This is a genomic window from Streptomyces sp. NPDC046759 (assembly GCF_040645475.1).
Lineage (GTDB): Bacteria > Actinomycetota > Actinomycetes > Streptomycetales > Streptomycetaceae > Streptomyces.
The window spans coordinates 31120-44821 of sequence record NZ_JBEYYJ010000038.1 but is presented as its reverse complement, the minus strand read 5'-3'; the positions used below and the strand labels follow the sequence as shown (position 1 = coordinate 44821).

Here is a 13702-nt window from a genome sequence, read left to right as displayed (position 1 = left end):
AGCAGGTCCCGGAGACAGGGCCCGACGGCCCATGGGGGTGTGACCGGTGACGGGTGGAGGGTGGGATGGTGAGGCTACTGCCAGATGATCCGGGCGCGGACCCCTTCTCCCGTCCCACCACTGTCAAACGTTCACGCCATGCGTGTTTCCCTGTACGGGAGGGCACACGCCCGGGCGGTGGGCGCTGATGGTGACCACTGTCGGGACGAGGCCGGTGGCCGCGGGGCGTGCCGTCTCGGCGGCCGCCCTGCCCACCGCGCAGGTGCTCCGTGATCTCCAGGTGCCGGAAGCCGGCCTGTCGTCGCAGGAGGCGGCAAGACGGCTGAAGCGCTGGGGCCCGAACGCCGTCCACTCCCACCGCGCTCGGGCGTGGCTGGTGCTGTGGCATCAGCTGCGGTCCCCCCTGCTCGGCCTGCTGCTGGCCGCGGCCGTCGTGTCGTACTTCGTCGGGGAGCGCAGCGACGCCATGATCATCGCGGTGATCGTCGCGCTCTCCGTCGGCCTGGGTTTCGTCAACGAGTTCCGGGCGGAGAAGACTGCCCAGTCGCTGCACGCGAAGATCCGGCACCGCGCGGTAGTACTGCGCGACGGGCGACCACAGGAGGTGGAGGTCACCACCCTGGTGCCGGGTGATGTGGTCGAGCTGCGGCTCGGCGACATCGTGCCCGCGGACCTACGGCTGCTTCAGGCAGCCGGGCTCGAGTGCAGCGAGTCGGTGCTGACTGGCGAGTCGTTGCCGGTCGCGAAGGACACCGCTGCCGTGCCGGCCGGCACGGCGCTGGCGGACCTGTCCGGCTGCGCCCTGATGGGCACGGTAGTACACGCTGGAAGCGGCCGCGGTGTCGTGGTCGCCACCGGTGCCGAAGCCGAGTTCGGGAAGATCGCCGCCGGCCTGAGCGGACACCAGCTGGAGACCGAGTTCCAGGTGGGTCTGCGCCGCTTCTCCATGCTCCTGGTCTACGTCGCAGGGGCACTGACCACGTCGATCTTCATCATCAACGTCGCTCTGCACAAGCCGCTGATCGACGCCCTGCTGTTCTCCCTTGCCATCGCGGTCGGCATCACCCCGCAACTGCTGCCCGCGGTCGTCTCCACGAGCCTCGCCGCCGGCTCCCGGCGCATGAGCCGGCGCAAGGTACTGGTCAAACGGCTGGTGTGCATCGAGGATCTCGGCGACGTCGATGTGCTGTTCACCGACAAGACCGGAACCCTCACCCAGGGCCGCATCGACTTCATGCGGGCCGTACCCGTCACCGGTACGTCGACGCAGGAGGTGCTGCGCCTCGGCCTGCTGTGCACCGAGACGGACGTGGACGACCGGGGCCGGCCCGTGGGCGGAAACCCGCTCGACGACGCCCTGTGGGACTCACCGGCCGCCGCGGCCCAGCGCCCGGTGCTCAGCGGCTGGAAGCGGGCCGGCGTCCTGCCCTTCGACCATGAGCGGCGGATGGTCTCCGTCACCGTCACCCATCCCGCCGGTGACACCCTGCTCATCACGAAGGGCGCTCCGGAGACGGTACTGGAACGCTGCGCGGAGGTCCCCGAGCCGCTCCGCGAGGCGCTGGACGCGGAGTTCGCCGCCGGGAACCGGGTGGTCGCGGTGGCGACTCGGCCCGCCCACCCGGCCACCGCACTCAGTGCCGCCGACGAGCGGGGCCTCCGCCTGGCCGGCCTGCTGGTCTTCCGTGACCCGCCCAAACCCGACGCGGCCGAGGCTCTGGGGCAGCTGGACGCGCTCGGCATCACGACGAAGATCGTCACCGGGGACAACCCCACGGTTGCCGCCAAGGTCTGTCAGGACCTGGGGCTGACCGACGCCGCCGTGCTGACCGGGACCGACCTGGACGCCATGGACGACGAGCGGCTCACCGAAGCCATACGCGACACCACCGTATTCGCCCGGGTCAGCCCCGAGCACAAGGCTCGCATCGTGCGGATCCAGCGGAAGACCGGTGGGGACGTCGCCTTCCTCGGCGACGGCGTCAACGACGCGCTCGCGCTGCACGCCGCCGACGTGGGCATCTCGGTGGATTCGGCCACCGACGTGGCCAAGGACGCGGCCGACGTGATCCTGCTGGAGAAGGACCTCGGGGTTTTGGCGGACGGGGTCGCCGAGGGGCGACGCATCTTCGCCAACACGATCAAGTACGTCCTGATGGGCACGTCCAGCAATTTCGGCAACATGTTCAGTGCGGCCGGCGCCTCGCTGTTCTTGCCCTTCCTGCCGATGCTGCCGTCCCAGATCCTGCTCAACAACCTGTTGTACGACACCAGTCAGCTCGCCATCCCCACCGACGAGGTCGACGAGGAGCAGGTGCGGCGGCCCGCGCACTGGGACATTGCCTTCATCCGGCGCTTCATGATCTGTTTCGGGCCGATCAGTTCGCTGTTCGACTTCGTCACGTTCGCCGTGATGCTGGGCGTCTTCCACGCCGACGCCGCCCAGTTCCACACCGGCTGGTTCGTGGAGTCCCTCGCCACGCAGACCCTGGTGATCTTCGCCATCCGCACCCGCCGCATTCCGTTCTGGCGCAGTCGCCCCAGCCTGCCTCTGACGCTGACCGCGCTGGGAGTCGTCGCGCTCGGCGCCGCCCTGCCGGCCACTCCCCTGGCCCACGTCCTCGGCTTCCAGCCCCTACCGACCGCCTTCTTCGCCGCGGTAGCCACCATGGTCGTCGTCTACCTGCTCCTCGTCGAGCTCGGCAAACGGATCTTCTACCGGACTACGGGTCCACGGGGTCGCCCCGGACCCGCGCCCGGCCACCGGCATCTGCGCCGCCGCGCAGCACGGTTCAGCACCGTCACCCGCCTGCCGCACCGGCAAGCTCTCCGCCGTCCGCCGCTGAAGGGTCCGCACCCGACGGGCACGACCGTGTCTCCCCACTCGCCCGTTCCTCGGATCCCGTCTGCCTGATCCGCCGGAATCCCGCATCCGTCCGCCGTGCGACTCGGCATCTTCCGGCCGGTCGGGCTTCTACGGCCGACGCAGTCGGTGATCCGCCCTCGCAAGGCAGACCCTACAGACGCATGCTCGCCGAGCACCGCCGCCGTGGTGGTCACATCGTGGACGACTTCTCCACTCCTCCGACTCGGGCGGTACGTGAGTACGGCCCTGATGAGCCGATACCCGAGAAGGCCCCCGCCGGCCGATCAGTGCTGGGGGTGCGCACGTGCGTGGAACAGAGGGCGCCGCTGAGTGGCCGTGCCGGGAGCGAGATGGCCGAGCTCGACGCGTGTCCTGATGGCGCGGACCACCTCGGTCAGGCCCAGGACTATGGCCATGACGCCCACCACCAGTGTGAGTGTCGCGATGGATACGAACGGCATGATGATCATCACGATGCCGGCCATGGTGCCGATGATACCGAAGGCCACGTGCCAGCCGCGGGCGGGCATGGCCTGATCGGAGGCCGCGGCGACCGTCTCCAGGGTGCCCCGCATGAGCCAGCTGAAGCCGATCCACAGGGCGAGCAGGAAGATCGACTCCAGAGTGCCCTTGAAGCAGATCAGTCCCAGCAGGATGGAGGCCGCACCGGTGATGAAGTGCAGAACGCGAAGACGCCGGGGGACGTGGGTGCCGAAGGCGGCGGCGAGTTGGAAGACACCGGTGGCCAGCAGGTAGACGCCGAAGAGCACGCCGACGACGCGAAGCGTCGCACCGGGCCAGACCAGCGCGACGACGCCCAGGGCGATGGTGGCGAGGCCCATGGTGAGCAGGAACTGCCAACCCAGGTTCGCCAGTGCTGCCATGCCTTCGGTCAGGGGGCCCTCTTGCGGCTCAGTGCCGTGTGGGGGAACGGGGCCGGAGGAATGTGAAGGAGCTGTCATGGCACCTGCCTCCTTCTCGGAGCAGCGTCGTCACATCCGTCTCTTTCCATCGTCACCCGATCGGCCTCATGTTGCTCGCGGGAGAGGGCGGGGGTATGGCGAGGTATTCCACGCACAAGCTCCTCCGGCTACTCATCCGGGCAGTCCCTCGGCGGGGTTCCGGAGCGGCACCGCCCCTGCGGCACGCCGGTCTCATGGGCCTCGTACCACGCGTCCGGCAGCAGATCGAGGCCCGCGATGATCAGCAGGATGCCTGAGACAGCGGCCAGGAGGAGTGCCGACCGTCCCGACCCGCAGCGCGCCAGCCAGGCGCCCACCACGGTGGCCAGGGCCACCAGGACCGCGGCCACCAGTGTTTCGGTCGAGGGTGGCTGCCACTCGGTCCCGTCAGCGGTGTGCGCGCCTCCTGCATGGGACCCTGCTGCGCAGGACACGGAGAGCATGTCCCCTCCCTGGGAGGGCGGCGGGCTTACGGGTGCGGTGCCGGGGCGAACCGGTTCGGTCAGCGGCGGTAGCAGTACGAATCCGAGGATGCGTCGCCGCCCTGCAGGCGTGTCTGGTGCACGCGCAAGCCGAGGAAGTCCGCACCGTGCGGGAAGAAGCGGCTGTCGACCGAGAGTCCTCCGCGCGAGGTGTCGGCGTCGAGTTTGACCATCCACGGATCGATGCCCGCTGGGTAGAGCTGCGCGTCCCAGGCGGAGTACAAGGAGTTCGTCACATACGCGCGCCGACCGTCGCGGCTGAGCTCGACCATCTGCGCTCCGCCGGTGAGCGGAACGTCCGGCTCGGCGGGATGCGGCCGTGGGCCGACGACGCCGCCGAGACGCACGGACGCGGTCTGCCGCGGACGGCACGGGTCGCTCACGTCGTACTGGATCAGGTCACCGGTCCCCCACGCCGACACGTACAGCCACTGGTCGTCCACCGAGAGGCCGATGTCGCTGATGAAGGGGGGCACGGCACCGAACGGCTGCAGCGCCGGGGGCAGCTCCTCCGCCGGAGCGGGCTCGGCCGGGATGGTGATCACCTTGCGGACCACGTGGTCCTCGCCCTCCCGGTTCCACAACCACACGGAGGCCGAGAGGTCCTCCACGTTGACCACGGTGCTCGCGAACCCCCACGTTGCCTCGGGGTCGTGGGCGGGACGCAATTCCAGCACCATCTGGTTCTCGTCCCCCAGATCGACGGACTGCACGTGCCGTCCGGAGTCCAGCTCCCAGAAGTGCAGCGAGTGGCCGTACCGGCGCCCCAGCAGCAACTCGGGTACAAGGCCGTCCTCGAACATCGTCGGGGTCCCCCACTCGCTGGTCACAGCGATGTTCTGACGCAGATGCCACCAGATGTCGTAGGCCAGCCACTGCGGTCCGCGGTCACTCTCCCAGGCGCGCAGCACGTCGAAGCTCTCGTGGTCCAGCAGCGCGACGCCGCCGGGCCCGTCCGCCCCATTCGCGCCGCCCAGGCAGGAGAGGAACACTCCGTCGGGACCACAGTGGAGTGTGTGCGGACGCGAATATCCCGCCTTGGTGGCCAGCTCTTCCGGCTCGACCACCTTGACCAGGCGGGGGTGGGCGGGATCGGGACCGGTGTCGAAGACGTGCAGCCGGGAGGAGCGCAGTCCCGGGACGATGAGGTAGCGCCGCGCAGGGTGATGATGACCGGTGTGCGCCAGCGCGCTCGAGCAGGCGTTCCAGCCGAAGTGGTGCAGTTCGTTTCCCGGGCCGGGCAGTTCGGTCCGGGAGGTCACACGGCCGTAGGCAGGGGATTCGGGGTCGGTGCCGACGGTGAACAGCGCGTCCGCGCGCTGCGCGGTCGGGTCGAAACCGACGACATAGGCGAGCTTCTCCGGAGGGGCGGCGACGGCATCCGCCGGAGTGCGGTACAAGGTGGGGTCACTGTGGCGGTCGTGGTCGTGACCGTGCTCGGTCGTCCTCATGGCTGTTCCTCACTCTCGAACGGCAGCCTGGGTCCGGACGAACGACAGAGAGCCCCGCTTGTTCGGTCGGGATCGACGTGCAGACGAGGAACGAACATGGCAGGTGGATATGCCGTATATCGAGCGTTTCACAGCCCTTGAGCTCTGCCAAGGCGAGGCCGCGACCGAATGCGTGTACATGGGCTTCTGACCACTGATCACCCCGACGAGAACGGCGCGATACCCAGACGAACGCCGGCGCCACTGGCGACGGTCCCGCATCGCGGGCCGCAATCCGCCCTCGGCCCGAATCGCAGGGGTTGTTCTTGAATGGATGCTCATATACGTTTGCCCCATGCCCAGACCTCGAGAGTTCGAGCCCGACACGGTCCTGAACGTGGCCATGCTGCGGTTCTGGGAGCGCGGGTACCGGGCGACGTCCATCGAGGATCTGGTGAAGGCGACCGGGGTGAAACCCGGCAGCCTGTACAGCGCCTTCCCCGGAGGCAAGCGCGCGCTGTTCCTGAAGTCGCTGGAGCGCTACTCCAAGCTGGTCGTCCCCGAGAAGCTGGGCGAGTTGGAGGCTTCGGGGGCCTCGGTGGCCGAGATCCGCGGCTACTTCGACGGGCTGGTGCGCGACCTGCTCAGCCCCGAGGGCCGGCAAGGCTGTCTGCTCGTCAACACGGCGATCGAGAAGGCCGCCGAGGACGACGAGGCGGCGGCCGTCGTACGCGGCCATTTGGCCCGGCTCGAACGGTGCATGACCCACGCGCTGGAGAATGCGATTCGCAGGGGCCAGGTGCGCGCCTCGCTGGACTGCACCGGCAGCGCCAAGCTGCTCGTCGCGACATGCCAGGGGCTGATGGTGGTCGGAAAGGCGAATCCCGACGAAGCGCTCCTGCGGGCGATCGTCGACAACGCCTTCGCCGCTCTCGGCTGACGGCCGGCCACACGGGCCACCGCACGGGTGGCCCTCTTTTTCGCCCCGATATTTGAATACACGCTCAAGAACGGAGTCACGGCATGAAGGCCATCGTCATTACCGCCCATGGCGGCCCTGAGGTGCTCACCCTCACCGAACTGCCCGACCCGGTGCCCACCGACGGCGAAGTGCTGATCCGGGTCAAGGCGTTCGGCCTCAACCACGCCGAGGCATACATGCGTGGCGGAGCCTGGGGAGAGGTGGCGGCTGTCCCCGGCATCGAGTGCGCCGGGGTGGTCGAGGCCGACCCGACCGGCGAACTTCCCGTCGGGACCCGGGTGGTGGCGATCCTCGGCGGCATGGGCCGCACCCGCAACGGCAGCTACGCGGAACTGGTGACCGTGCCCGCGAGCAACGTGGTGGCCGTCCGCTCGTCGCTGGACTGGGCCGACCTGGCCGCGGTTCCCGAGGTGTACGCGACGGCGTGGAGCGGCCTGTTCGGCAATCTGGACCTGGGGCCGGGCGAGACGATCGTGGTGCGGGGGGCGACGTCCTCGCTCGGCCAGGCCGCCGTCAACCTCGCGGTCGACCACGGCGCGACCGTGTTCGCCACGACCCGCAACCCGGCGCACGTACCGCTGTTGAAGGAGCTCGGGGCCGCCGAGGTGCTCATTGACGACGGCGCGCTGGCCGCCCAGCTCAGGGAACGGGTCGGCGTCGACGCGGTGTTCGACGTTGTCGGCAACAGCGTCCTGCGCGACTCGCTGGCCGTGGTCCGACCCCGTGGCCGGGTGTGCCAGCTAGGCTTCCTGGGCGGCTTCGACCCGGTGCGGGACTTCGACCCGATCACCGATCTCCCCAGCGGGGTCCGGCTCAGCTTCTTCGGCAGCGCCTTCGTCCTGGGCACCCCCGCATTCCCCCTCACCGACGTGCCGTTGGACGAGATCTACGCCAAAGTCGCAGCCGGTGCCCTCCGGGCCCGTCCCACCCGGGTCTTCCGGTTCGACGAGATCGTTGAAGCCCACCGGGTCATGGAGGCCGGAGAAGCCCTTGGCAAGATGGTCGTCACCTGGCGCTGACCATCTCCGAGCGACGGTTGCAGAAGATGAAAGCGAAGCGGACTTGCGGGTGGCGGCTGAGCTGCTGACCGGTCTCCTCCAGGCCCCCAGGTGCGAGGGTGATCCACGGGAGGGCTTCGGTGCGGATGCGAGCCGGGCCAGGTCGGCCTCGGTCGCGAGTCGGCTGAGCCAATTTTTCCTGCCGCTGTGTCATGTCCCCTTGCGTGTCACGGGGCCGGTGGCGGGCGCTTCGGGCGCCCTGCTCATCGCGGCGCCCGCGGTGGCGTCGGGCCGGGAATCGCTCCCTGGGTGCGCAGTTCGGCGATGTCGGCAGGGCCGAATCCCAGCTCGGCGAGGATTGCGTCGTTGTGCTCACCCAGGTCCGGGGCCCGCTTCGCCGGGACTTTCTCGACGCCTCGCACGTTGACCGGGCTGTTGATGGTGTACTCCAGCCCGCTGACCCCTGCCAGCGGCACGACGATGCCGTTCGCGCGCAACTGCGGGTCGCGTGCGGCCTCCTCCGGTGTCTGGATGAGGCTGTAGGTGATGCGTTCCCGGGTCAGGGCGTCCTTCCAGTGGGCGAACGGCCGTGAGCGGAACTCGGTGTCGAGCAGTTCCGTCAGCGCGGCGGCGTTTTCGACGAAGCCCTCGATGCCGGCGAAACGGGGATCCTCGAGGAGCTCGGGATGCCCGATGGCCCGCGTGAGTCCCGGCCAGTGCGGGGGTGAGGCGACCAGCATGAACCACTCGTCGTCCGCGGTCCGGTAGGGATTGATCAGCGGGTTCGCCGGTGCCTTCCGGTCGTGCAGCTCGAACGGCGTGCCGCCGGCGAGCGCGCCGGCCACGAGTGTTCCCGTCGCCCATACTCCTGTGGCGAGCAGCGACGTTCCGACACTGACCCCTTGTCCTGTCCGCTCGCGGCGGTACAGGGCGGTCACGATCGCGGCGTAGATCGCGATCGCCGACATGTAGTCGCCGCTGCCCCAGACCGGCACCGTCGGCGGCGCTCCCGCGTCCCGGGTGGAGGCCAGCAGCCCGCTGCGTGACCAGGCGGCGGTCAGGTCGAAGCCCGGCAGTCCGGCGTCGGGGCCGGCATCCCCGAAGCCCGTGATGTCGGCGTAGACGACGCTCGGGTTCCAGCCCGAGACCTCCTCGTAGCCGAGGTGCAGTTTCCCGCGCGTGCCGTGCGGGAAATTGGTGATCACCACGTCGGCCCACTGGACGAGCCGCTTGAGGACCTCGGTGGCCGCCGGAGACTTCAGGTCGAGCACCATGCCGCGCTTGTTGCGGTTGGCGAGGTGCCAGCTGTAGTTGGCCTCGGCCCGGGGGCTGGGCGGCACGGAGCTGAGCCGACGCTGGGGGTCCCCCTTCCCGGGGGGCTCGATCTTGATGACGTCCGCTCCGAAGTCGGACAGCACGGTGGCCGCGGCCGGTCCCGCGATGAAGCTCGACGCGTCGAGGACCTTCAAGCCGGTGAAGACGGATTCGGTGCTCATGGTCGTCACCTCACGAAGGCGCTCAGGCCGCCGGTCACGGCACGTCCGACGATGAGAGTCTGGATCTCCCGTGTGCCTTCGTACGAGTAGATGGCCTCCGCGTCGGCGACGAAGCGGCCGATCTTGTAGTCGAGGACGATCCCGTTGCCGGCCATCAGCTCCCGCGCCCACCCGACGTTCTCGCGCATCCGTACGGTGCAGTGGGCCTTCGCCAGCGCGGACTGCTCGTCCCGGTATACCCCGGCGTCCTGCAACTGGGCCAGTCGCGTCACCATTCCGCAGCAGGCCGTGGCGTTGCCGAGCATCTTCACCAGCAGGTCCTGCACGAGCTGGAAGCCTCCGATGGGGCGACCGAACTGCTCGCGCTCCTTCGCGTAACTGAGGGCGATCTCGTAGGCGCCGAACATCACTCCCACCGCCTGCCACGCCACGCCGCTGCGCGTCTGACGGAGGATCTTGGCGGTGTCCTTGAAGGAGTTCGCGTGCTGCAGCCGGTTGGCCTCCGGAGCGCGGCAACCGTCGAGCACGATGTCGGCGTTCTGCACGATCCGCAGCGCCATCTTGTTCTCGATCTTCGTCGCGGTGAACCCGGGGGTGTCCTTCTCCACGACGAATCCCAGCACATGCTGCGTCTCGACATCGCGGGCCCAGATGACGACCAGGTCGGCGAACGTCGCGTTGCCGATCCATCGCTTGGCTCCGTCGAGGACCCATCCGTCGCCGTCACGTCGGGCGGTCGTCCGCAGGCCGCCCGCCACGTCGGATCCGCCGTGCGGCTCGGTCAGCCCGAAGGCGCCGATCTTCTCGAAGCGGCTCATCGCCGGCAGCCAGCGCCGCTTCTGTTCGTCGGAGCCGCAGGCGAGGATGGTGCCCATGGCCAGACCTGTGTGCACGCCGAAGAACGTCGCCAAGGACGCGTCGAAGTGTGCGAGCTCCAGCGCGGTGAAGCCCGAGAAGAGGTTGCTCGGCCTGGATTCCGGGGAGTCGGGGTCGGCCCATGCCATCAAGCCCAGCTTCCCTAAGCCCTCCACCAGCTGGAAGGGGAACTCGGCCCGGGCCCAGTAGTCGTCGACGAGCGGGGCGGCCTGGGTGCGCAGGAAGCCACGCAGGGATGCGATCTTCCCCCGTTCCTTCTGCGACAACAGTTCCTCGTGGGCGTAGAAGTCGGCGGGCAGCAGCCCTGCGTCCAGGTAGGGACCGGACGGTGTCGGCAAGGTCGTCGTACCGCTCATGGCAATCTCCCTCGAACGCAGCGGGCATGGCTCGCAGGTCCGCTCCCGGAAACCCACTGCTGCGCGGCGATTCGGTTCTCTGGCGCGATTGAACGAGGACTCGTGGCCGGTTCCCCGGACCCGCGCCGCTACGGCGTGCCTTTGCCACCGTGTATCACCCCAGTGGCCCGCCGCAGCCCGGTGAGACAGGGGCACGGGAAGGTTCAGCGCGCTCATCCGGGGGCCCGGGTGCGGGTCGGCCCGCGCATGCGCGCCGTGAGACGGCCTCGGCTGCGCGGACAGCGCGCCTCGTGCACTCGTCGTGGCGTGGTCCGCGCAGCATCAGCGCATCGGTGTGTACAAGCTCCGCCCAGGCCCCACTGCGGCGGCTTCCGGCATGCTCTCGCGACATGCCTGCACCAGGCCCGGTCGGTCGCTACGTGGTGCGGCTCGATGCATCACAGCCGGCCGCCCGCCCGTGCCGACAGGCCGTGGGAGACCTCACGAGAGGTTGTGCAGTCCAGCATGGCCCGGGTCATGCCAGCGGGCGGAGCCGTCCTCGCAGTGTGAGACGGCGGCAGCCGGCCGGTGGGGCGGGACTGCGCCGGCCCGCCTGTCGTCCGACTGCGGCGCCTCCGTGGTGGGTCATGCGCCGGCGGCCCGTCCGCTGAGGGCCATGAAGCCGGCCAGGGCCGCCCGCGCCGGCAGGCCGGCCTTGCGGTAGACGGTGGACAGAGGGGTCTCGACGGTTCGGCGGCTGAGGTAGAGCCTGGTCGCGATGGCCTGGTCGCTCAGGCCATCCGCCACCAACCCCGCCACCTCGAAGTCCCGTGGTGCGAGCTCCGCCAGCTCGGCCGGAACGGCCTGCTCCTGTGCCGGGTCCTGGGGAGGGATCAGATCGGCCAGGTCCAGCAGCAGACGAGCCTGGCCGTCGGCGGCGATCTGGCGGCCGCGCTCCCACATCGCGGCCGCCCGCGCGTGTTCACCCCGGCACTGCACCAGGGAAGCGGTACGCAGGAGGGAATATGCCTCCCAGAAGCAAGCCGTGACGGGCGTACTCCTCGGTGGCGGCCTCGAAGAGTCGTACGGCCAGTTCGAGGTCAGCCCGGTGTTCGGCCAGCGCCGCCTGGGCACAGAGCGCGGCGGCACGCTGGCCGCCGATCCCGAGACGGTCCGCCTCACGTGCGGTCTGTGCCGCCCAGCGGCCTGCCTCGTCGAGGTCACCGCTCGCGAGGGCGGAGTTGACGAGGCTGCCCAGTTGGGCCGGGCGGATGGAGGGCTGAAGGTGGGGCAGTTCCGGACCGCCGCCGGCCGTGATGATGGCCGCACGAGCGCGGTGCGGATCGCCGCCCACCCGTGCCGCATGGCCCAGCATGCACCAGGCCAGGGCGGCCCACCACCCTCTCTTCCCACTCACCATGGCCACGGCTTCCTCCGCGGTCGCCAGGGCGGCACCGTCGCCGAAGGGGCGGATGAGGAGCAGGACCAGGGTCTTGATGGCGAGGGTGAAGGCGAGAAGGTCGGCGCTCCCGGCCGCGCGAGCGATGGATTCGGCCTCTTCCACCGCAAAGCAGGTCTTGGCCTTCAGGGTCTACGTCGCCTGCGTGGCGGACACCTGCTCCCGGCACATCGTCGGCCGGCCCGCCTCCACCTCCAGGCGCACCCGACTCGGTCCTGGATGCGCCGGAGATGGCCCGGTGGCAGCGGGACCGCGCGGGCCGCCCGCACACGCCCGGGCAGCTGATCCACCGGTCCGATGGGGAGTGCCCGTAGTACCGGATGGGGTCACTGGAACATGCGGAGAGCACGGCAACGGTGGCGGCGAAGACCACCGCACCCCGAACCCAGGGCGTCGGCCAAGTCCAGGCCGTGTACGGCACCTTCGCCCACTCACGTCAGCAGGAACTGCGACAGGAACATCGGGTCCCCCTGCCGGGTGCGGACCACGCGCCCGGTCGGCTCGACCCGGCACAGGCGATCCGCCTCCCGCCAGGTGGTCTCGAAATCCGCGACGAGCGCGGGCCCGTTGATGTGCTGGGCCGCATGATCCTGGGCCGGCGCGACACGGGCCGGGTTCGTGTCCGGAGCGAAGCGGTCGTCAGGTCGGTAGTACTGCACTGCCGACACTTCGGCACGGTTCGACGCCGGTGCGACCGACATGTCGGGCAACCAGGCGATCACCACGCGGACGTGTGCCGGCAACTCGCTCACCGTCCACGGCACACACCGTGTCGGCAGACGCCACTGAGCCTGGGAGAGTGCGGTCATCGCCCGAGCGAGAGCTCCGGCCTCGAGACGAAATGCTTCGACTACGCGCCCCTGCTCCATGTCGATCAAGCTACCTGACCGGTCCCCACGCGGCCGTAGATCTCAGACGCGGTCTGACAGCATGAAGGCGTCGTCACCTGCGGTTCCGTATCGTACGCACCTGTTCGAGGGACGGGGCCGACCCCGCTGCCGAGTGCCGGGTGCTTGCCGGCGGCACGGCGCGCACCTGGCCGGGCCGGCGGCGGGGCCGTGGTCGTCACGCTCATCGAGCGGTCCGCTCTGCGTCACCGCGAGGGTGTCGCCGTAGTCACCGACCAGAGTCTGATCTGGGCCGACGGTGTGTTTCGGGCGTTCGCTCGTGTCGCTTCCCTGTGCCTGTCACGATGAGCACATGGTCTCTTTGGTACCTCGAGCCGTTGCGCCCGGGACGCTGGCGGGTCTGCCTCAACCGGTGTTGCATGCAGGCGATTTGACGATCAGGCCATGGGGGGAGTCCGACGCGGCCGACGTGGTGAAGGCGTTCAGGGATCCCGCGATCCGACACTGGCACATCTTCTCGGTCGAGACCGTACACGAGGCTCGTGAATGGATCGCGACACGCCAGCGGATCTGGCGTTCGGAGACTGGGGCGAACTGGGCCGTCACCAGGCGCCATGACGCGGAGCTGATCGGCCGGGTAGGTCTACGGACCGCGAACCTGCGTACGGGAGAGGCCGAAGTGACGTACTGGGTGTTGCCAGAGGCCCGGGGCAGAGGCATCGCCACCGCGGCATTGCGCGAGCTGACCCGATGGGCCTTCGAGGACATCGGCCTGCACCGCCTGGCCCTTGCGCATTCCACGGCGAACGAAGCGTCCTGCCGGGTGGCCCAGAAGGCCGGCTTTCGCTTCGAAGGAACGCAGCGCAGCAAGGTTCTTCACAGCGACGGTTGGCATGACATGCATATGCACGCTCGCATCAACGGTGACTGCGACTGACGAGGCTCTGTGCCTTGCGGAGGGGGCGAGG

12 protein-coding genes are annotated in these 13702 nt (G+C 69.4%); 4 read left to right on the top strand and 8 right to left on the bottom strand.

Annotated elements, in window-relative coordinates:
• Positions 1–187: 187 nt before the first annotated feature.
• Positions 188–2914, top strand: a complete 2727-nt coding sequence (mgtA, locus tag ABZ919_RS36305; RefSeq protein WP_361256806.1) for a magnesium-translocating P-type ATPase — start codon at positions 188–190, stop codon at positions 2912–2914.
• A gap of 236 nt (positions 2915–3150) precedes the next feature.
• On the opposite strand, the gene ABZ919_RS36300 is transcribed toward mgtA, so the two are convergent.
• The 3 genes from ABZ919_RS36300 to ABZ919_RS36290 form a co-directional block, all read right to left on the bottom strand.
• Positions 3151–3828: an HdeD family acid-resistance protein gene (locus ABZ919_RS36300; RefSeq protein ID WP_361256803.1), complete on the bottom strand. Its 678-nt coding sequence runs from the start codon at positions 3826–3828 to the stop codon at positions 3151–3153.
• Positions 3829–3956: 128 nt separating this feature from the next.
• Entirely contained in the window at positions 3957–4271 is a 315-nt protein-coding gene (locus ABZ919_RS36295) for a hypothetical protein (protein WP_361256800.1), read from the bottom strand.
• Positions 4272–4330: 59 nt separating this feature from the next.
• Complete coding sequence (locus tag ABZ919_RS36290) at positions 4331–5761, bottom strand: selenium-binding protein SBP56-related protein (protein ID WP_361256797.1); 1431 nt, start codon at positions 5759–5761, stop codon at positions 4331–4333.
• A gap of 334 nt (positions 5762–6095) precedes the next feature.
• On the opposite strand from ABZ919_RS36290, the gene ABZ919_RS36285 reads away from it, so the two are divergent.
• Positions 6096–6680, top strand: a complete 585-nt coding sequence (locus ABZ919_RS36285) for a helix-turn-helix domain-containing protein (protein WP_361256794.1) — start codon at positions 6096–6098, stop codon at positions 6678–6680.
• Positions 6681–6763: 83 nt separating this feature from the next.
• A complete protein-coding gene (locus ABZ919_RS36280; RefSeq protein ID WP_361256791.1) occupies positions 6764–7741 on the top strand; it encodes a zinc-binding dehydrogenase in 978 nt (325 codons plus the stop codon).
• 242 nt (positions 7742–7983) lie between these two features.
• Here ABZ919_RS36280 and ABZ919_RS36275 read toward each other — a convergent pair whose 3' ends face one another.
• From ABZ919_RS36275 to ABZ919_RS36255, 5 genes are all read right to left on the bottom strand, one after another.
• Entirely contained in the window at positions 7984–9216 is a 1233-nt protein-coding gene (locus ABZ919_RS36275; RefSeq protein ID WP_361256788.1) for a CoA transferase, read from the bottom strand.
• A gap of 5 nt (positions 9217–9221) precedes the next feature.
• The gene (locus ABZ919_RS36270) at positions 9222–10448 is read right to left on the bottom strand and encodes an acyl-CoA dehydrogenase family protein (protein ID WP_361256785.1); all 1227 of its coding nucleotides are present in this window, start codon (positions 10446–10448) and stop codon (positions 9222–9224) included.
• A 624-nt stretch (positions 10449–11072) separates the two neighbouring features.
• A complete protein-coding gene (locus ABZ919_RS36265) occupies positions 11073–11426 on the bottom strand; it encodes a helix-turn-helix transcriptional regulator (RefSeq protein WP_361256782.1) in 354 nt (117 codons plus the stop codon).
• Positions 11410–11991 (bottom strand): hypothetical protein, encoded by a 582-nt coding sequence (locus ABZ919_RS36260; RefSeq protein ID WP_361256779.1) that lies wholly within the window; start codon positions 11989–11991, stop codon positions 11410–11412. Before ABZ919_RS36260 ends, ABZ919_RS36265 begins: the two co-directional genes overlap by 17 nt.
• A 326-nt stretch (positions 11992–12317) precedes the next feature.
• Positions 12318–12755 carry a maleylpyruvate isomerase N-terminal domain-containing protein gene (locus tag ABZ919_RS36255; RefSeq protein WP_361256905.1) on the bottom strand — a complete coding sequence of 146 codons (438 nt, stop codon included), beginning with the start codon at positions 12753–12755 and terminating at the stop codon, positions 12318–12320.
• A gap of 331 nt (positions 12756–13086) precedes the next feature.
• On the opposite strand from ABZ919_RS36255, the gene ABZ919_RS36250 reads away from it, so the two are divergent.
• Positions 13087–13671 carry a GNAT family N-acetyltransferase gene (locus ABZ919_RS36250; protein ID WP_361256776.1) on the top strand — a complete coding sequence of 195 codons (585 nt, stop codon included), beginning with the start codon at positions 13087–13089 and terminating at the stop codon, positions 13669–13671.
• Positions 13672–13702: the final 31 nt, after the last annotated feature.